The following is a 17,567-nucleotide window of genomic DNA, read 5'->3' on the forward strand; positions in this document are numbered from 1 at the left end:
CCGTCAGGCGGGCGCGGCCTGTGCTCGGTGCGGCATGTACCACCCGGACACTCCGGTTCTGAGCGCGCCTTTCACCCCCGCCTGACGACTGCTCGCTACGTGTTGTTAGCCGCTCTAAGCCTGCGTCGTTGTTGCCGCCGGTGTCCCCGCGGGGTCTCAGCGCTGCGGTTCGGCGCCGAGTTGCTTGCGTACAGCCGCTTCCAGCGATGGCTGCATGCCGGCATCGCGCCCGATCTGCAGCGCCTGTTCGGGACTGGCGCCTTCGCGTGCGGCGAGCAGGGCCAGCAGCGCGCCGGCGCGATTGCCGCTGGCGCAATGCAGTAACACCGTGCCCTGCTGTTGTTGATTGAGCACCCGCTGCAAGGCGCGTGCGGCCTCTGGCGTGAGTGCATCGGCGTTGCGGATCGGCAGGCGGACATAGCGCAGACCCAATGCGTTGGCGGCTGCGATTTCGTCGTAACCGCGTGGCTCCTCGGGGGCGCGTAAATCGATCACGGTGGTCACGCCCTGGGCAGCAGCAGCACGTAGGTCCGCCTGCGTGGGCTGGCCGGAACTGATGAGATTGCGAACGGTGCCTGCGGGCGTTGTCTGCGCCAACGCGGCGCCGCTGAGCAGCGCAATGCACCAGGCCGCATGGCGTAGGCACTGGAGCATCACAACGCTGCGAGCGCCTTGAGCAATTCGCGCATTTCGTATTTGTCGGTGTTGTCCAGGCCCTGCGCGCGCTGTTTGGTCTGCAGTTCTTCCACGCGCTGACGCAGTAACTGTTTGTCGAGTTGGGCGACGACGTCGTGCAACTCGATCGCCCAGCTGTGCTCGTCGCCGGGGAGCTCCTGCGCGGCCAGCTTCTGCAGCGCAACCAGTTCCTCGCGGTCGGCGAAGTGTTCCAGCAGCGCGCCGGTGCTGATTTCCGGCCGTTGCCGCACCAGCGCCAGCAGCTCCATCAACAGCTCGATGCCGGGCAGGCGCAACCCGGAAAAATCGTGGTCGCCTTCCAGGCTCATCGCCAGTGAGGGTTGTTGCAACAGAATGGCGATCGACGCACGCACCAGGCTGCGTTTCTGCGTGGGCGCAGCCATGCGCGCAGGCGGCCGCGTTTTGGAAGAGGACTGCTGCGCGGACATGCTCGCACCGACGCCGGTCATGCGCGCCAGTTCCTGCTTCATCAGATCGCCGAAGGCGCCTTCGGGAATCTGCGCCAGCATCGGCTTGGCACGCTCGGCCAGGCGCGCTTTGCCATCGAGCGTGTGCAGATTGATCTCGCGCGACATTTCGTCGAAGAAGAATTGCGACAGCGGCGTGGCCTGTTTCAGGCGCTGATCGAAGGCCTGCGCACCTTCCTTGCGCACGATGGTGTCCGGGTCTTCGCCATCGGGCAGGAACAGGAAGAACGCCTGGCGGCCGTCCTTCATGCGCGGCAGCACCGATTCGAGCGCGCGCCACCCAGCCTTGCGGCCGGCGTTGTCGCCATCGAAGCAGAAGTACACATCCGGCGCATTGCGGAACAGCAGTTCGGCATGTTCGGGCGTGGTGGCGGTGCCCAACGTGGCCACCGCCTGGGTGACGCCGAACTGGAACAGCGAGACCACGTCCATGTAGCCCTCCACCACGATCAGCCGCTCGATCTTCTGGTTGGCCTGGCGCACCTGCCACAGGCCATACAGCTCGCGGCCCTTGTGGAACAGTGCGGTTTCCGGCGAATTGAGATACTTCGGTCCCGGGTCGCGGCCATCGGCCGGCGCGCCCATGATGCGACCGCCGAAGGCGATCACCCGGCCACGGCGATCGAAGATCGGGAACATCACTCGGTCGCGGAATTTGTCGTAGACATGGCCGCGGTCGTTTTTGGAAAACAGCCCGGCACGTTCGAGCACGCTCATGCGGCGCGCATCGGTGCCCAGGGTGTCTTTCAATGCGCTGTAGCCATCGGGCGCATAGCCGATCTGGAAACGCGCGCGGTTGTCGGCGTCCACGCCGCGCCCATCCAGATACTCGGCCGCGCGCGCGCTGCCTTCGAGCTGACGCTGGAAGAACTTGGTGGCCGCTTCCAGTGCCGAATACAGCTCGCGGCTGTCGTCCTGCTGCTGCGGCGTGCGCTGTTGGGTATCGCGCGGAATTTCCATGCCGGCGCGCTTGGCCAGCTCGTCGACCGCATCGAGAAATTCGAGGCGGTCGTAATTCATCAAAAAGCTGATCGCGGTGCCATGCGCGCCGCAGCCGAAGCAGTGATAGAACTGCTTGGTCGGCGAGACCGTGAACGAGGCCGAGCGCTCGTCGTGGAACGGACAACGCGCCGAATACTCCTTGCCCTGACGCTTGAGCGGCACGCGGCCGCCCACCACTTCGACGATGTCGGTGCGTGCAAGCAGTTCGTCGATGAATGCGTCGGGGATGCGGGCCATCCCGCTAGGATATCGCAGCGGCCAGCGGCCGCCTTGTTTTAGAGGACGTCGGTATGCGCTAGCGATGCCCGCATCAGCTCACGCTCAGCTGTGCTGCGACGACGTCGGCTGTGGGGCTGCGGAAGCAACCTGCGCATCGGCTGGCGGCACCATGATCGGCGGGTGCTCCGGGTCCACGCCTGCTTCGCGCAACTTGCGATGCGAGCGCACCCGCTCATCGATCACCGCGGTGATCAATGCACCGACGAAGAACACCACCGAGGCGTAATACATCCACACCAGCAGGATCACCAGCGTCCCCATCGAGCCGTACGCGCTGCCGGGCGCCGCGGTGGCGATATACACGCCAATGGCATAACGGCCCAGCGCAAACAGCAGTGCGGTGATGATGCCGCCCAGAAACGCCTGACGCCAATCGACCGTGCGGTCGGGCAGATAGCGATACAAAAACGCGAACGCCAACGAATACAGGGCCAGCGTGGTGACGTAGCCCACGGCCGGCAGCACCGACGGCAGGCGCGCAAACACCACCTGCAACGCTGTGGTGGCGATCATCGACACGATCAGCAAAAAGCCCAACGCCAGGATCACACCGAACGAGAACACGCGCTTTTTCAGCCACGCCATCAGGCCGTCCAGACGCTCTTTGTCGGTACGGAAAATCAGGTTCAGCGCGTTCTGCAACTGCGCAAACACCGCCGTGGCGCCGATGAAAAGCAGCAGCGTGCTCCACAAGCCCGCCAGTGAACCCACGCCGGGCTGAGCGGTGGCGTTGCGGATGATGGTCTGCGCGACTTCGGCCGCGCTGCTGCCGGCCAGTTGCGCAACCTGCTGCACCAACGCCTCCTGCGCAGGCGGATACAACGAGGCCGTCAGCCACAACAGCAGCACCAGCAGTGGTGCCAGCGACAAGAGTGCATAAAACGACAACGACGCGGCCTGCGTCATGACGTCGATTTCGATAAAGCGGTTCAGCAGGGCCATCGGCACGCTGCGCTGCAGACGGCTCACATGCTTGTGCAGATAGGCGGTTGAAAGCGTCGTCACCGGCGGGAACATCCTTGGCGCATACCGTTGTGCGCGCAGGTGGGTCGGAGCAAGGTCGGTATGCGGAAGAACCTTGCCTACACGTGCGCTGGCGCACCCGTTCTAGCAGGGCCTGCTCGAAGGAGGGGTGAAAGCGCGTGTGTGGCGGTGCTGCGTGAGTGGGGTTGCGCGCGATGCGTGGGCGCAGCATGCGATGCAGCCGCTGGGTCGCGTCGTTGGTGACAGCGCTGGGGCTGCGACGTACGCAGTGTTTGGCGGGCGATGCCTGCAACGGCGGTGACGCGCGGGAGCCAGCCCGGACTGCGGCAACCCAACTGGGGGCCAGCATCTGCAAGGGGAAACCGGCCGATGACGCATCACCGGCGCGTTACAGCCCGACACCACACACCGTCCGCAGTGCCCCGGCCGTTGGCGCAGGGCAGTGCGGACGCGTGGATCAGCCTGCCAGGTGCTGCTTGACCAGGGTCGAGACCAGGCCCATGTCGGCCTGACCGGCCAGCTTGGGCTTGAGTGCGCCCATCAGCTTGCCGATGTCGGCCGGGCTGCTGGCACCTGTTTCGGTGATGGCGGCCTGGATGGCGGCGACGATTTCGGCTTCGCCCATCTTGGCCGGCTGGTAGCGTTCGATCACCACGATCTCCTCGCGCTCGATCTGCGCCAGGTCCTCGCGTGCGGCGGCTTCGAACTGGGTGACCGAGTCCTTGCGCTGCTTGACCATCTTGTCGAGCACGGCGATCACTGCGGCGTCGTCCATCTCGATGCGCTCGTCCACTTCCTTCTGCTTGATCGCGGCATTGATCAGCCGGATCACGCCCAGGCTGTGCTTGTCGCCGGACTTCATGGCGGCCTTCATGTCATCGGTGAGCTGCTGCTTGAGGGGCATGTGGTGACTCCTGGTTACGTGGTGAGGGGGGGCCGACGCGCTGCGGCTGGCAACGCGCACCGGCGAAACAGACGGGGCGGGCGAGAGGGCTGTGCCCGGCGTGGGGCCGGCGGCGCATCGCCCATGACGGGTTTGATCCGGTCAGCGGACCAATACAAAAAGCCGGCGACGCTTGCGCGTGCCGGCTCTTGGGTTCTCTTTCGATGAGTCGCGCCTACAGCGCAGACCCACCGGCAAGAACCGCGTTCGATCAGTACAAGCGCTGGCGCTTGGTGACGTCGCGCGAGGAACGACGCAACTGACGCTTCACAGCAGCGGCAGCCTTGCGCTTACGCTCCTGGGTCGGCTTTTCATAGAACTCGCGCTTGCGGGTTTCGGCCAGCACGCCGGCCTTTTCGCAGGTGCGCTTGAAACGGCGGAGCGCAAATTCGAAGGGCTCGTTCTCGCGGACTTTAACGCTGGGCATGGGTTCTCCAGATAATGGGATTTCCGTCCGGGAGCCCCGGGCGGGTGCGAGCGGACTCGCGTGACGGAATTTCCGGGTTGCCCCGGCGAGCCGCGCATTATAACGACTTGCCAACGACCTGCAAGCCCCTGCCGAAATTTGTGTCGAGAAGCCCGCCAGAGCGTGCGTTTGCGCCCGATCCGGCGCTGCGGATGCGGGCGCGCAGCATATCGCCAGCGGCGCATCTGCGCAGCACAAAAGCTGCGAAAATAGACGCTTGTTCTGCTTGCCGAGCTGCCGTGAAAGTCCTTGGGATCGAATCATCGTGCGATGAGACCGGCGTGGCGGTCTACGACACCGCCTTGTCCGGCGTGCCGGCGCTGCGCGCCCATGCGGTCTACAGCCAGATCGCGCTGCATGCCGAATACGGCGGCGTGGTGCCGGAGCTGGCCAGCCGCGACCATGTACGCAAGCTGCTGCCGCTGATCCGCCAGACCCTGGACGAGGCCGGTTTGCGTATCGACGAACTGGATGGGGTGGCTTACACCGCCGGCCCGGGCCTGGTCGGCGCACTCTTAGTAGGTGCCGGCGTGGCGCGCTCGCTGGCCTGGGCGCTGGACGTGCCGGCGATCGGGGTGCATCACATGGAAGGCCATCTGCTGGCGCCGTTGATGGAAGACGACCCGCCGCAGCCGCCGTTCGTGGCGCTGCTGGTCTCCGGCGGGCACACCCAGCTGGTGTCGGTGAAGGCGCTCGGGTATTACGAGGTCCTGGGCGAGACCCTGGACGATGCGGCGGGCGAGGCCTTCGACAAGACCGCCAAGATGATGGGCCTGCCGTATCCGGGCGGGCCGCAGCTGGCGGCGCTGGCCGAAACCGGCACGCCGGGACGCTATAAGTTCGCGCGGCCGATGACCGACCGGCCGGGCCTGGATTTCAGTTTCAGCGGGCTCAAGACCCAGGTGCTGCTGGCCTGGCGCGCCAGCGATCAATCCGACACCACGCGGGCGGATATTGCGCGCGGCTTCGAAGATGCGGTGGTGGAGACGCTGGCGATCAAATGCCTGCGCGCGCTGGATGCGGCCGGCTGCACTACGCTGGTGGTGGCCGGAGGGGTGGGCGCCAACAAGCGCCTGCGCGCGCAACTGCACGAGGCCGCGCAGCGTCGGGGTGGCCGGGTCTGCTTCCCGCGGCCAGCCCTGTGCACCGATAACGGTGCCATGATCGCCTTCGCCGGCGCGCTGCGCCTGGAGGCCGGCGAGCGTGCCGGGGCCGAGGTGCATGTGACGCCGCGCTGGGATATGGCGAGCTTGCCGCCGCTGGCGGCGCGGGAATCGGAACTAGGGAATCGGGAATAGTTAACAGCTTTACTCCGCCCCTGTCCTTGGTGTGCGCCGTGCTTTTGCTCCTCCCCATCCCCCATTTCCGACTCCCGATTCCCCATGGATAAAGTGTTTATTGAAGGTCTGGACATCGATGCGCTGATCGGCATCTACGACTGGGAGCGGCGGATCCGGCAGACCTTGCGGTTCGATCTGGAGATGGGGTTCGACAACCGCATTCCGGCGGCCAGCGACGACATTGCCGACACCTTGAACTACAAGGCGGTGAGCAAGCGCCTGATCGAATTCGTGCAGGCCTCCGACTTCGGGCTGGTCGAAACGCTGGCCGAGCGCTGCGCGGCGATCGTGCTGGACGAGTTTGGCGTGCACTGGCTGCGGCTGAAGCTGAGCAAGCCCGGCGCGGTGCGCGGCGCGCAGGCGGTGGGCGTGATCATCGAGCGCGCACGCTCGGACCTGAAGATTAAAGACCACTCCTAGCGGACTGTGCGGGCACGCGATGACGTCGATTCCTAGCGACAATGCGTCCGCAAAGCGTGCGCTAGATGTCTCCAATCCCGAATATCCGCTCCCGAAACTTGCATCATCGCGGTCGCGTCAGGCTAGAATTGCCGGCCATGTAAACGTTTTCTCAAGGATCTCATGGCTGCTGATCGCATCGAAACCCTGATTGCCCGGATGACCGTCGAAGAGAAGGTCGGACAGTTGGGTGTGTTCGCCGACATGGTGCGGCCGTTCGCACCGGACGTGAATCCCGAAGCCAATGTGCTCAACGCCGACGAGGTGCTGCAGCAGGTCCGCGAGGGCCGGGTGGGCTCGCTGTTCAATGGCGTCGGCGCCGCGCTGGGCGTGCAGATCCAGAAGGTGGCGGTCGAAGAAAGCCGCCTGGGCATTCCGGTGATTCTGGCCGCGGACGTGATTCACGGCATGCGCACGGTGTTCCCGATCCCGTTGGGCGAAGCGGCCAGCTTCGAGCCCGAGTTGGCCGAGCGCACCGCGCGCGCCACCGCGATCGAAGCCACCGCCGCCGGCCTGCACTGGACCTACGCACCGGCCGTGGACATCGCGCGCGACCAGCGCTGGGGCCGTGGCGCGGAAGGCGCCGGCGAAGACGTATTACTTGGCGCCGCGTTTGCCGCCGCGCGCGTGCGCGGTTTTCAGGGCAGCGACCTCACCGCCGACGATTGCCTGTTGGCCACGCCCAAGCACTTTGCCGCCTATGGTGCGGTGGCGGCGGGCATGGAATACAACACCGTCGATATCGCACCGCAGACGCTGCGCGATGTGCATCTGCCGCCGTTCAAGGCCGCCTTCGATGCCGGCGCATTGACGGTGATGTCCTCCTTCAACGACATCAACGGCGTGCCGGCCAGTGCCAACCACGAATTGCTGACCGAGATCCTGCGCGGTGAATGGCAGTTTCCGGGCGTGGTGATTTCCGACTACACCGCCGATATGGAATTGATCGCGCACGGCTACGCCGCCGATGAGCGCGATGCGACCAAAAAGGCGTTTCTGGCCGGGTTGGACCTGAGCATGCAGAGCGGTTTTTATGCCGCGCATCTGCCGTCGCTGGTGGAAAGCGGTGAGGTGCCGATGGCCACGCTGGATGCCAGCGTGCGTCGCATGTTGCAGCTGAAAGAGGCCATTGGCCTGTTCGACAATCCGTATCGCTCGCTGGACCCGGCGCGCGAAGCCGATAACGCTCACCTGCCTGCACACGATGCGTTGTCGCGCGATGCGGCGCGGCGTTCGATCGTGTTGCTGAAGAACGACGGCGCGCTGCTGCCGCTGAAGAAGAGCGGGCAGCGGATCGCGTTGATTGGCCCGTTCGTGCAGGACCGCGAGAACATCGAAGGGTGCTGGACATTGTTCGGCGACAAGGCGCGTTACGTGACGCTGGAGCAGGGCGTGCGCGCCGTGGTCGGCACCGACGATCTGAGCGTTGTGCAGGGCTGTGGCCTGGAAGAGGCGCTGCCGGGCGGTATTTCGGCGGCCATCGATGCCGCACAGGCTGCCGATGTGGTGGTGCTGGCACTCGGCGAGCCGCAGCGCTTCAGTGGCGAGGCGCAGTCGCGCACCGAGATCACTTTGCCGCCGGCGCAGCAGGCGCTGGCCGAAGCGGTTGCCGCCACCGGCACGCCCATCGTGGTGCTGTTGCGCAACGGCCGCGCGTTGGCGCTGCATGGCGCCGTGCGCGACGCCGAGGCGATTGCGGTGACCTGGTATCTGGGCACCCAGACCGGCACCGGTGTGGCCGATGTGTTGTTCGGCGACTACAACCCGTCCGCGCGTCTGCCGATCAGCTTTCCGCAGGTCACCGGGCAGCAGCCGTATTTCTACAATCATCTGCGCACCGGTCGTCCCGAGCTGCCGACGTTGTCCGAATACAAGGCGCGTTGGCGCGAAATGCCCAACGAACCGCTGTATCCGTTTGGTCATGGCCTGAGCTACACCACGTTTGCCTATGCGCAGCCGCAGCTGAGCGCCGCGCAACTTGGGTGGGACGACACGCTGACCGTCACCACGCGCGTGACCAATACCGGAACCGTGGCCGGCGAAGAAGTGGTGCAGTTGTATGTGCACGATCGCGTGGCAAGCCGGGTGCGCCCGGTGCGTGAGCTCAAGGGGTTCCGCAAAGTGTTGTTGCAGCCCGGCCAACACGAGGATGTGGTGTTCACGCTGACGCGCGATGCGCTGGCGTTTACCAATCCCAAGGGCGTGTTCGGTGCCGAGCCCGGCGTGTTCGATGTGTGGGTGTGCGCGTCGGCCAAGAGTGGCGAAGCGGTGACATTCGAGTTGCTTGGCGCCTGAGCGCGCTGGTCAAGGCGGTGGTGTGCCGTCGCGTCGATTTGCTGCAATGAGAGCGCGTGCAAGACGTGACCAACGCCACTGACTGCCGCTTGTGCTGTTAGCGGCAGGTAGCGCGTGATGGGGCAGGGGGAGCGTGGCCTGGCCTGCTGTCGCAGCGCAGGTGCGTGTTGAGATCGGCGCACCCATGCATGCACGCGTTGAGGTCATCGTCGCTGCGGAAACAAGCGCGTCCCAGCGCGATAGCGCACAGGCTTACGCGGGCAGTGACAGCTTGCGTGCGTGGCGCATGCAGCGCGCTGGCAAGACAGAATTGCCGCCATTGATGTGACTGTTGAGCACTGCAGAACGCGCGCCGAGATGCCGCGATGCACTGCCTGCGCATCTCGCTGCGCAGGCAGTGCCGATACTGGCCTATCTCACGCCGCTTACGCGTCGTTTTCGACCGCAGCCTTGCTCTTGGGGGTGAGCTTGAGCAGACGCCCGGTGCTGCCGCTGGCTTCGTCTTCCAGCAACCACAGCGCGCCGTCGGGACCTTGCTCCACTTCGCGGATGCGTGCGCCCATGTCGTAACGGGCCACTTCGCGTGGCTGATCGCCCAGCGAGACCTGCACCAACGCCATCGACGACAGACCGCCGATAAAGCCCTGGCCGCGCCACGCCGGGAACTGCGCGCCGTTGTAGATCACAAAACCTGCCGGCGAGATCACTGGCGTCCAGCTGATCTTGGGCGCGGCAAACTCCGGGCGCGTGTTGTGGTCGGGAATCGGCCTGCCGTCGTAGTGGTCGCCATTGGAGACGATCGGGTAGCCATAGTTGGCGCCGCGCTGGATCAGGTTGAGCTCATCGCCGCCGGCCGGGCCCATCTCGTGTTCCCACAACCGGCCCCTGCCGTCGAATGCGATGCCCAGGATGTTGCGATGCCCCAGGGACCACACCTGTGCAGCCACCCCACCCTGCGCGGCGAACGGATTGTCGGCCGGTACGCTGCCGTCGTCGTTGAGGCGGATCAATTTGCCGAGATTGGCTTTCATGTCCTGCGCCGGATCGAACTTCTGGCGCTCGCTGGAGGTGATCCACAGCTTGCCATCCGGGCCGAACGCGAGCCGGTGGCCGAAGTGGCCATTACCGGACACCTTGGGACTCTGACGCCAGATCACCTTGAGGTCGGACAAGGTGCCGCCACCGGTAGCATCCAGTGTGAGCTTGGCGCGCGCGACTGCCGCGCCGCGGATGTCGCCCTGGCCCGGTTCGGCGTAGCTCACATAGACCAGGCCATTCTTGGCGAAGCGCGGATGGGCCAGAACATCGCCAAACCCGCCCTGGCCGCCGTAAGCGACCGCCGGCACACCGGTCACGGCGCCCTTGCGATTGGTCTTGGGGTCCAAACGCATCAATGCGCCGCGTTTTTCGCTGACTAACAGCGTGCCGTCGGGCAGGAAGGTCATCGCCCAGGGTTCGTCGAAGTCGGCAACGGTGGTGGCCTGGAATGGCCATTGCGCCTTGGGAATGGAGGCGGCCGGGGCGGCCGCAGGTGCGGCCAGTGCGGCGCCGGTGGCGAACAGGGTGGCCGAACAGGCCAGAGCAAGCAGACGACGGATAGACATGAGGTCCTCCAGGGGATAGGCACGGTCACGCTGCAGCCCTCCCACAACGTGTTCCGCGTCGGGTTTTCAAGTACCTTACACGACGCTAGCGGGGCCGCCCTGTCGCAGATCACTCTCCGCAGGTCGGCCGCGTCTCACATCGTTGTTTCATCCTGCAGTTTCACCATGAAAAGGAGTTTCCATGGCCACGCAAAAAACCTCGCCCGCCTTTATCGCTGCGTCGTGGGCTGCCTTGTTGGCAGGCAGCGCTGCGTATCTGATCGGCTTATGGAACGCGCAGATGTTGCTCAACGAGAAGGGCTACTACTTCACGCTGCTGTTGTTTGGTCTGTTCGCCTCGGTGTCATTGCAAAAAAGCGTGCGTGACCGCGCGGACGGGATTCCGGTGACGGGTCTTTACTATGCCATCTGCTGGTTCTCGCTGATCATCGCCCTGGTGCTGCTGGCCATCGGCTTGATCAACGCAACGTTGCTGCTGAGCGAAAAAGGCTTTTATGCAATGGCGTATGCGTTGAGCCTGTTTGGCGCAGTCGCCGTGCAGAAAAATACGCGCGATGCGATGGATGCAGACGCGACCCAGCACACCTCGCGTGTCGCACCTCCGCCGCTCGACTGACGGGCGACTCTCCTTGATTCAACAACGCCACCTCGACGGTGGCGTTGTTTGTTTACGGCTTTGGCTTGCTGTCGCCCGAGACGAAATCCGCTGCGTTTTCCCACGCGCGCTTGACGGCGTGACGGGCCTTGCTCCAACTCAGGCCATCGGTGCCGCGCTTGGCCTCCCAGTCGCGATGCAGTTCGGCTTCGACTTGATCGTAGGCGCGCGCATTCTCGCGGATCCGTGCTTCATGCCCGACCAGATAGGCGCTTTCGTAATCTTCGTAACGGTCGCCTTCGGTGTAATACGGCTCTTCGGTAAAACGTTCACGCCAATAGCTGGATACGTTCTGGCTGCGGTCTTCGTCCGGCGCGCGGCCTGGAATCTGATACGGCACGTTCATGCTCGTCTCCGTCATTGCGAATGTGCGGACCAACTTAGGCAGCGGTGTGTTAACAGCGCGGCACGCGGGGTGACGGTGGGATCAAGACGCGCCGCAGATGCGTTGATGCGTTAGTCGGTAGCCAATGGGCTGCGCTTGGGTGCACGCGATGCCTTTCAAACTGCTGCCGACGCTGCCTCATACGGCAGCGGTTTGGCGCCGGCAGCGACGATTGACGGCTCCGCGGCCTGCAGCGCCTGTTCGTCGGCATCGATGACGACCAAGATGCGTCCGGCTTCGATTTCGTCCTCGAACTGACGACGCACCGGGTCGGGCACGGTGGCGCCGATCAGGGCCGACGACCAACTGCCCACCAGCGCGCCGGCCAGTGCCATAACGCCAACGCCGGCCAGGGTCAGGCCGATTGGCGGCACAGCGACTGCCACCAGGCCTGCCACCAACCCGGCAGCGCCACCGGTGGCCGCGCCGCGCGCTGCGGCCGGTACAAAATCGGTTTTGGCGTCCTTGCGCTCGTCCGGCACGTCGTGCAGTTCGATATCCGAGCGGGCGATTAGCGACAACGCCTCATTATCGATGCCGGCGCTGCGTGCGGACTGCAGTACGCGTTGCGCGCTTTCAAGATCGGGTGTGCTGTAGACGCGACGCAGTTTCATCGCAAGCTCCCATGCAAGTGAGAGCGCAGCGTTGAGCGTGCCCGGTTAGACCTGCGTGAGCGCGGCGCGAGCGTGTTGCGAAGCTGCTACACCGTCTTGCGCGGAAACAGGTAAAACGCCCAGCCCACCAGTAATGCCACGCCTGCCGCTGCCAGATTCTGCCAGCTGGCGCTGGCCAGCAAGCCGAGCGACAGTAACAACGCAGCGATGGGAATGAGTGGGCCTCCTGGCAACCGTAGCGTGTCGGTGCGCTGCCGATAGCGGCGCGCCAGCACGATCACCGCCGCCGCCGTGCCGATGTAGGCAAACAAGCGCGTGACCATCGACAGCAGTGCCAGCTGGGTGAACGAGCCCGACAATGCGAGCGCCAGCGACAACACGCCCTGGGTGAGCACCGCGGCTGCGGGCGTATGAAAGCGCGGATGCACGCGTGCCAGGAACGCCGGCCCGTAACCGTCCTGCGCGAGCGCGAACAGAAAGCGTGGACCGAGCATCACTGTGTTGCTGGTCGTGCCCAGGATGGAGATGGTGGCGCCCACGGTGAGAATCAGCGCCAGCGCCTCGCCGCCGAAGCTGCTGGCCGCATCCGCCAACGGGGTGGGCGAGGCCGCAAGATTGGGCAACGTCCCTTGCGCGACGACCTGTACGGCGGCATAGATCACGGTCACCGTGACGATCATGGTGATGAGCGCAAATGGCACATCGCGGCGCGGGTTGCGGTATTCGCCGGCCGCTGCAGGAATGTTTTCGAAACCTGCATACGCAAACAGCAGCAACAGGGCGGCCTCGCCGAGATTGCCCAGGTCGCGCAGGTCAGGAGATTTGCCGGCAAACGCCCACGACCAATCCACATAGAACAGCCCGATTGCCACGAACAACAGCAACGGCACCAGTTTGCCGATCACCAGGGCGATGCCGGTGCGCGCAGCCGACTTAACGCCGATGACGTTGATCGCGGTCAGCACACCTAGCGAGCCGACCACGACCAAGGTGCGCGCCCATGCATCGGTGGAAGCGGTGGGCCAGAACCGCGCCACCGCATCGGCCAGCCCGTTGCTCAAGGCCGCCGCCGAACTGATACGGGTGAGCCAGATCATCCAGCCGATCTGAAACCCGACAAAGGGGCCAAACGCCTCGCGCGTGTAGAGGTAACTGCCGCCGGGCGTATCGAAATAACTTGCTGCCTGCGCGTAACACAGCACCAGCAAGGCCACCGCCAGCCCGGCCAGCATCACCGCCCACAGGCTCATCGGCCCCAGCAGTGCCGCGGTGGCTGCGGGCAATAGATAGATGCCGCTGCCGATGACATCGTTGATCGATAAGCCGACGATCTGCCAGCGGCTGACCACACGCACCAGGCCGGTGCTATCGGACGGGGGCGCCGGCGTGCTCATGGTGCGGCCTCGACCAGATCGGGCAACTGCCACTGCGCTTGCAGGCGCGCGTAGTCGGCGCGCGGCAGCAACACGAAGAGCGGCTTGTCCGCGGGTTTCAACCAGGCCAGCAGACGCTGCATGTCTGCCGGCTGCATCGCCGTGCAGCCGGCGGTGAACTGCCCCGGAGTGCGCCACAGATGCGCAAAGATGCAGCTGCCGCGCCCGGCAATATTGTTGGGGTTATGCGCGATGACGAAACCTTCGCGATACCGCGCATCGCCGGGATGGCGCAGGTCCAGGCGCATCGGCTCGGTGGAACCGGCCACCGCCGCGTCACCGACCTGCGCAGCATCGACGATGCGGTTGTACAGCGGCGAGCTGGGCACATCCATGCAGTAATGCGTTGCGCTCATCGCCTGATACGGCATGGCGCTGTCGATGCTGGCGGAATAGCCAAATGCCGGGCCGATGGCAAAGACCCCGGCCGGGCTGCGGCCATCGCCTTCGCGCTTCTGTGGGCCTTGCGATTGCGCCGGGTGCAGACCTTCGCCCCAGGCGCTGCCATGCCGGCCGAGTGCGACCGCGAAGCCTGGCGCGGCCGGCGTCCATTGGCCATCGACACGCGTAAAGATCTGCAGCCGCGCCTGGGTGCTGTTCCAGTCCGGCGTGGTCACCACGATCAGCGCGCGTGCCTGCTGCAGCGCTTCGATCGGTTCGCCTGCGGCGGCGCCATTGCTGCACAGTGCCAGCGCCAGGAGCAGGGTGGATCGCAACAGGATGGCAAGGCGCATGCGGGCTCCGGACGGCAGGGGACGAACTGGTGAGAGTGGCGATGCATCTGTGTGGATGACGGCACGCCTACCGTAACCGATGGTGTCGGGTGGGGCAGGCCTACTGTACCCAGCAATGCGCGCGTGTGGCGCATTGCGATGTCGACTGCATGTGCGTCTTTGCAGTGCTGCGCTGGAATCACCATCGCTGCGTGCGTCGTTTTTCTACGGCATGGATCGCGCAAGCGGCTAGTTGGGGAATGCGCATATTCCTAATCGAGTGCTCGGTTGCTTGCCGCCCGACATGCCGCTTGCAACGGCCAGGTCAGTCGGGCAACAGCTCCAACCCGCGGATACGGCGGATGCCCAGCCCCGGCGAATCGTCGATATGGATCTGCGCCTCATCGAACTGCACGCCGCCCTCGGTGGGGTCGAACTGCCCCAACGCCGGCGCATCCAGATCGGCCAGGGTGATGCTGTCTGCCTTTGCTACCGCCAGATGCACGGCTGCCGCAACGCTGATGCTGGATTCGATCATGCATCCGATCATGCACGGCACGCCGTACAGCGCAGCGATATCGGCGATGCGGATGGCACTGGACAGGCCGCCGGTCTTCATCAGTTTGATGTTGACGATGTCGGCTGCGCGACGCTGGAGAAGGTCGATCACCTGCGGTGGAGAGAACACGCTTTCGTCGGCCATCACCGGGGTGTCGATACGCGCGGTGACGAAGGCCAGGCCATCGATATCGGCGGCCTTGACCGGTTGTTCGAGCAATTCCAGCACGATGCCGGCATCTTCCAGCACGCGCATGCTGCGCACCGCCTGTTTGGGTGTCCAGCCCTGATTGGCATCCAGGCGCAGCGATGCGCGCCCATCGACGGCTGCGTGGATCGCCTTGACGCGTTCGACATCCGACGCGCTGTCCTTACCCACTTTGATCTTCAGCGATCGATAGCCGCGCGCCAATGCCGACTGCGCCTGCGCGACCATGATGTCGATGCGATCGGCACTGATGGTGATGTCGGTGGTGATACGCGGCGTGCCGCCGCCGAGCAACTGATAGAGCGGCGCACCGAAGGACTGCGCCCACAGATCGTAGAGCGCGATTTCCACCGCGGCCTTGGCGCTGGTATTGCGTTCCAGCGCATGCTGCACCAGACCGCACAGCCGATTGAGATCGGCTACATCCTGGCCGATCAAACGCGGTGCGATGCACTGCTGGATCGCGGCAATGATGCTGCCGTGCGTGTCGCCGGTGATCGGCGCGGTGGGCGGCGCGGCGCCATAGCCGATATGTCCGCTATCGGTTTGCAGCAGCACCACCACGTCTTCGATCGCCTGCACGGTGCGTACCGCAGTCTTGAACGGTGTTTTCAATGGCACGCGCAGCATGCCGAGGCGGAAGCCGGTGATCTTCATGGGGAGCCGATCGGCGCGATGCGCTGGATGCGAGTGATGTGATCGATGAATGGTGTGCCATCGGTGGCCAGCAACGGCAACAGCGGCGTCACCGACACGCCGTTCAAGCGCGCGCGCTGCACACTGCCGTCGGCAGCGCGATAGTTGGCGCCGGCTACATCGTGAATCACCCACAGTGTGCCGCGCTCATGCCCGATCACCAACATCACGTGGCCAGGGATATAGATCAGGTCGCCGATGCGCAGCAGCGCCAGCTGCTGCAGACGCTGCGGTCGCGGCGCGCGTGCATCGAACGCAGCAGTGCGCAGCGCCGGGCTGCGCGCCTGATCGCCGGTATTGCGCGGCAGCGCAATCCCCAGACTGCGATAGATATCCAGCACAAACCCACTGCAATCGCGGGCGTCGTAATCGTTGCCCCAGCCGTAGCGTTCGCCGAGAAACTTGAACGCCTGGCGCAGCAATGCGGCATTGGTCGCGGGCAAGGGGCCAATGTGCACATCGACGCCACGCGGGATCAGGGCAGGCAGCAGTTGCAAGCCACCATCGGCATCGCGCACTGGGAGTTGCACCACGTGGGCCGCCAGCGGCAGTTGTCCGTTGACCGGCTGTTGCGGTGGCCAATCGGCATGCAGGGGCAGGCTGGTGCCCATGTCCAGCGACAGTGCCGAGAGGGCAGGCAGTTCGGGGGTGTACGCGGTTTGCACGCGTGCACCGGTGACGAGTATGCGTGGGCTGCGGTGTGCGTACTGCAGCACCTGCTCGCGACTGCCTTCGGCGATCTTGTCGGCAGCGATCCACGCCGCGTAGTTGGCCGCAAGCACAAACCGCCACGCGCCATCGGCACTGGTATGCAGCACGGCCACCGGCGTGCCTGGATACAGCGCGGACTCCTGAAAGCGGTCGATATCAAGATCGTCGGGACTGATGAACACGCGCTGGGAGGTGGGGAAGGTGCGCAGTGCCGCGCGCTGGACGACCAGTGCGAAGTGCGGCGCCACGTTTTCAGGAATTGCGTCCAATGCCAGCGTGTGGCGCAGCTCCGACAGGCGCGCTGCGTCGATACGCTGTCCATCCATACCGTACAACGCACGGGTTGGTGGCGCCGACAGCGCCTCGATCCGCGCTCGCACTGCAGCGCCGGGCATGACCTCGGGCAGCTGCGACAGATCGTGCATGGACGCATCGTCGCGCAACAGGCGGGCATTGAAGGTTGCGATCTGTGCGGCGTTCAAGTGCAGCGCCTGCGCTTTGCTGCTGCGCTGGATCCAGTAGTCCGGCGTCAGTTGCGTGTCGCTGACGGCGAAGGGTGCCGCTTGCGAAGCGGGCATGCTCGCGGGTGCGCCTCCGCACGGCAGCGCGAGTGCGATCAGCAGCAACGTCAGCAGGCGGCGCAACAGTGGCGGCATGAAAAACTCTCGATGAATGCATGTGGCGTGCAGTGCAGCGTGGAGGGAACAACAGCGTGCCGGCTTCCATTTGCTGCAACTGCGAGACTGATCGGGAGTGTACGCGGGACGCCTCGCGGTGCGGAGACTGCCAGCGGTGATCGCTTTGCAAAGGCGCGTGATTGCCTGGTGTGTGATGACGTGCCGCTGCCATGGGAGACGCCTCGGTCGAGTGGTCGTTGCCGCGCGCCTTGCCGCCGCGCCAACGCTGACGCGTTGTCTTGCCACCCGCACCTGCGGCACTCGGCAGACCATACCGTCGCCGGAAGCTGCATGCCGCACCGGTCGCGGGCGAAGGTTTGCGACCAGTCATACATAACTGCAGTGGCTGTCAGCGGACGCGGCCACGACGCGGAATCGGCAT

16 protein-coding genes and 1 other RNA gene are annotated in these 17,567 nt (G+C 65.0%); 5 read left to right on the forward strand and 12 right to left on the reverse strand.

Going from position 1 to position 17,567, the window contains the following annotated elements; translation table 11 throughout:
• Positions 1-34 precede the first annotated feature (34 nt).
• Positions 35-111: non-coding RNA, sX9 sRNA (locus tag VC212_RS17725), on the forward strand.
• Positions 112-156: 45 nt separating this feature from the next.
• Here the strand turns inward: VC212_RS17725 and VC212_RS17730 are convergent.
• The 5 genes from VC212_RS17730 to rpsU form a co-directional block, all read right to left on the reverse strand.
• Positions 157-654 (reverse strand): sulfur transferase domain-containing protein, encoded by a 498-nt coding sequence (locus VC212_RS17730; RefSeq protein ID WP_323515097.1) that lies wholly within the window; start codon positions 652-654, stop codon positions 157-159.
• On the reverse strand, positions 654-2,402 hold the full coding sequence (dnaG, locus tag VC212_RS17735; RefSeq protein ID WP_323515096.1) for a DNA primase: 1,749 nt from the start codon (positions 2,400-2,402) through the stop codon (positions 654-656). Before dnaG ends, VC212_RS17730 begins: the two co-directional genes overlap by 1 nt.
• Positions 2,403-2,486: 84 nt before the next feature.
• Positions 2,487-3,449 carry a YihY/virulence factor BrkB family protein gene (locus VC212_RS17740; protein WP_115563174.1) on the reverse strand — a complete coding sequence of 321 codons (963 nt, stop codon included), beginning with the start codon at positions 3,447-3,449 and terminating at the stop codon, positions 2,487-2,489.
• A gap of 436 nt (positions 3,450-3,885) precedes the next feature.
• Complete coding sequence (locus tag VC212_RS17745; RefSeq protein ID WP_323515094.1) at positions 3,886-4,332, reverse strand: GatB/YqeY domain-containing protein; 447 nt, start codon at positions 4,330-4,332, stop codon at positions 3,886-3,888.
• A gap of 250 nt (positions 4,333-4,582) precedes the next feature.
• Positions 4,583-4,798, reverse strand: a complete 216-nt coding sequence (rpsU, locus tag VC212_RS17750) for a 30S ribosomal protein S21 (RefSeq protein ID WP_002808376.1) — start codon at positions 4,796-4,798, stop codon at positions 4,583-4,585.
• Positions 4,799-5,076: 278 nt separating this feature from the next.
• On the opposite strand from rpsU, the gene tsaD reads away from it, so the two are divergent.
• The 3 genes from tsaD to VC212_RS17765 all read left to right on the forward strand — a co-directional run bounded on the left by tsaD (position 5,077) and on the right by VC212_RS17765 (position 8,931).
• Positions 5,077-6,135, forward strand: a complete 1,059-nt coding sequence (gene tsaD / locus VC212_RS17755; RefSeq protein ID WP_323515093.1) for a tRNA (adenosine(37)-N6)-threonylcarbamoyltransferase complex transferase subunit TsaD — start codon at positions 5,077-5,079, stop codon at positions 6,133-6,135.
• An 84-nt stretch (positions 6,136-6,219) separates the two neighbouring features.
• Positions 6,220-6,597: a dihydroneopterin aldolase gene (gene folB / locus VC212_RS17760; protein WP_323515092.1), complete on the forward strand. Its 378-nt coding sequence runs from the start codon at positions 6,220-6,222 to the stop codon at positions 6,595-6,597.
• 162 nt (positions 6,598-6,759) lie between these two features.
• Complete coding sequence (locus VC212_RS17765) at positions 6,760-8,931, forward strand: glycoside hydrolase family 3 N-terminal domain-containing protein (RefSeq protein WP_323515090.1); 2,172 nt, start codon at positions 6,760-6,762, stop codon at positions 8,929-8,931.
• A gap of 425 nt (positions 8,932-9,356) precedes the next feature.
• Here the strand turns inward: VC212_RS17765 and VC212_RS17770 are convergent, their stop codons facing one another.
• Positions 9,357-10,535, reverse strand: a complete 1,179-nt coding sequence (locus VC212_RS17770; RefSeq protein WP_323515089.1) for a PQQ-dependent sugar dehydrogenase — start codon at positions 10,533-10,535, stop codon at positions 9,357-9,359.
• Positions 10,536-10,716: 181 nt separating this feature from the next.
• Between VC212_RS17770 and yiaA the strand changes: the two genes are divergently transcribed.
• Complete coding sequence (gene yiaA, locus VC212_RS17775; protein WP_055847483.1) at positions 10,717-11,151, forward strand: inner membrane protein YiaA; 435 nt, start codon at positions 10,717-10,719, stop codon at positions 11,149-11,151.
• Between the two features lie 52 nt (positions 11,152-11,203).
• On the opposite strand, the gene VC212_RS17780 is transcribed toward yiaA, so the two are convergent.
• The 6 genes from VC212_RS17780 to VC212_RS17805 all read right to left on the reverse strand — a co-directional run bounded on the left by VC212_RS17780 (position 11,204) and on the right by VC212_RS17805 (position 17,164).
• On the reverse strand, positions 11,204-11,536 hold the full coding sequence (locus VC212_RS17780; RefSeq protein ID WP_055847486.1) for a hypothetical protein: 333 nt from the start codon (positions 11,534-11,536) through the stop codon (positions 11,204-11,206).
• Positions 11,537-11,691: 155 nt separating this feature from the next.
• Entirely contained in the window at positions 11,692-12,189 is a 498-nt protein-coding gene (locus VC212_RS17785; protein ID WP_055847490.1) for a hypothetical protein, read from the reverse strand.
• Positions 12,190-12,275: 86 nt separating this feature from the next.
• Positions 12,276-13,583, reverse strand: a complete 1,308-nt coding sequence (locus VC212_RS17790) for an APC family permease (protein ID WP_323515088.1) — start codon at positions 13,581-13,583, stop codon at positions 12,276-12,278.
• Entirely contained in the window at positions 13,580-14,356 is a 777-nt protein-coding gene (locus VC212_RS17795) for a L,D-transpeptidase family protein (RefSeq protein WP_323515087.1), read from the reverse strand. The genes VC212_RS17790 and VC212_RS17795 overlap by 4 nt, the downstream gene beginning before the upstream one ends.
• A gap of 304 nt (positions 14,357-14,660) precedes the next feature.
• Positions 14,661-15,758 (reverse strand): dipeptide epimerase, encoded by a 1,098-nt coding sequence (locus VC212_RS17800; protein WP_323515086.1) that lies wholly within the window; start codon positions 15,756-15,758, stop codon positions 14,661-14,663.
• On the reverse strand, positions 15,755-17,164 hold the full coding sequence (locus VC212_RS17805; RefSeq protein ID WP_055847502.1) for an SH3 domain-containing protein: 1,410 nt from the start codon (positions 17,162-17,164) through the stop codon (positions 15,755-15,757). Before VC212_RS17805 ends, VC212_RS17800 begins: the two co-directional genes overlap by 4 nt.
• Between the last annotated feature and the right edge of the window lie 403 nt (positions 17,165-17,567).

This window comes from Xanthomonas sp. WHRI 8932A (assembly GCF_035012785.1).
Taxonomy (GTDB): domain Bacteria; phylum Pseudomonadota; class Gammaproteobacteria; order Xanthomonadales; family Xanthomonadaceae; genus Xanthomonas.

What these genes read in the sequence shown, in the direction of transcription:
- VC212_RS17730 (WP_323515097.1), bottom strand. Translation starts at nt 654, where the DNA reads ATGCTCCAGTGCCTACGCCATGCGGCCTGGTGCATTGCGCTGCTCAGC.
- dnaG (WP_323515096.1), bottom strand. Translation starts at nt 2,402, where the DNA reads ATGGCCCGCATCCCCGACGCATTCATCGACGAACTGCTTGCACGCACC.
- VC212_RS17745 (WP_323515094.1), bottom strand. Translation starts at nt 4,332, where the DNA reads ATGCCCCTCAAGCAGCAGCTCACCGATGACATGAAGGCCGCCATGAAG.
- rpsU (WP_002808376.1), bottom strand. Translation starts at nt 4,798, where the DNA reads ATGCCCAGCGTTAAAGTCCGCGAGAACGAGCCCTTCGAATTTGCGCTC.
- folB (WP_323515092.1), top strand. Translation starts at nt 6,220, where the DNA reads ATGGATAAAGTGTTTATTGAAGGTCTGGACATCGATGCGCTGATCGGC.
- VC212_RS17765 (WP_323515090.1), top strand. Translation starts at nt 6,760, where the DNA reads ATGGCTGCTGATCGCATCGAAACCCTGATTGCCCGGATGACCGTCGAA.
- VC212_RS17770 (WP_323515089.1), bottom strand. Translation starts at nt 10,535, where the DNA reads ATGTCTATCCGTCGTCTGCTTGCTCTGGCCTGTTCGGCCACCCTGTTC.
- yiaA (WP_055847483.1), top strand. Translation starts at nt 10,717, where the DNA reads ATGGCCACGCAAAAAACCTCGCCCGCCTTTATCGCTGCGTCGTGGGCT.
- VC212_RS17780 (WP_055847486.1), bottom strand. Translation starts at nt 11,536, where the DNA reads ATGAACGTGCCGTATCAGATTCCAGGCCGCGCGCCGGACGAAGACCGC.
- VC212_RS17785 (WP_055847490.1), bottom strand. Translation starts at nt 12,189, where the DNA reads ATGAAACTGCGTCGCGTCTACAGCACACCCGATCTTGAAAGCGCGCAA.
- VC212_RS17790 (WP_323515088.1), bottom strand. Translation starts at nt 13,583, where the DNA reads ATGAGCACGCCGGCGCCCCCGTCCGATAGCACCGGCCTGGTGCGTGTG.
- VC212_RS17795 (WP_323515087.1), bottom strand. Translation starts at nt 14,356, where the DNA reads ATGCGCCTTGCCATCCTGTTGCGATCCACCCTGCTCCTGGCGCTGGCA.
- VC212_RS17800 (WP_323515086.1), bottom strand. Translation starts at nt 15,758, where the DNA reads ATGAAGATCACCGGCTTCCGCCTCGGCATGCTGCGCGTGCCATTGAAA.
- VC212_RS17805 (WP_055847502.1), bottom strand. Translation starts at nt 17,164, where the DNA reads ATGCCGCCACTGTTGCGCCGCCTGCTGACGTTGCTGCTGATCGCACTC.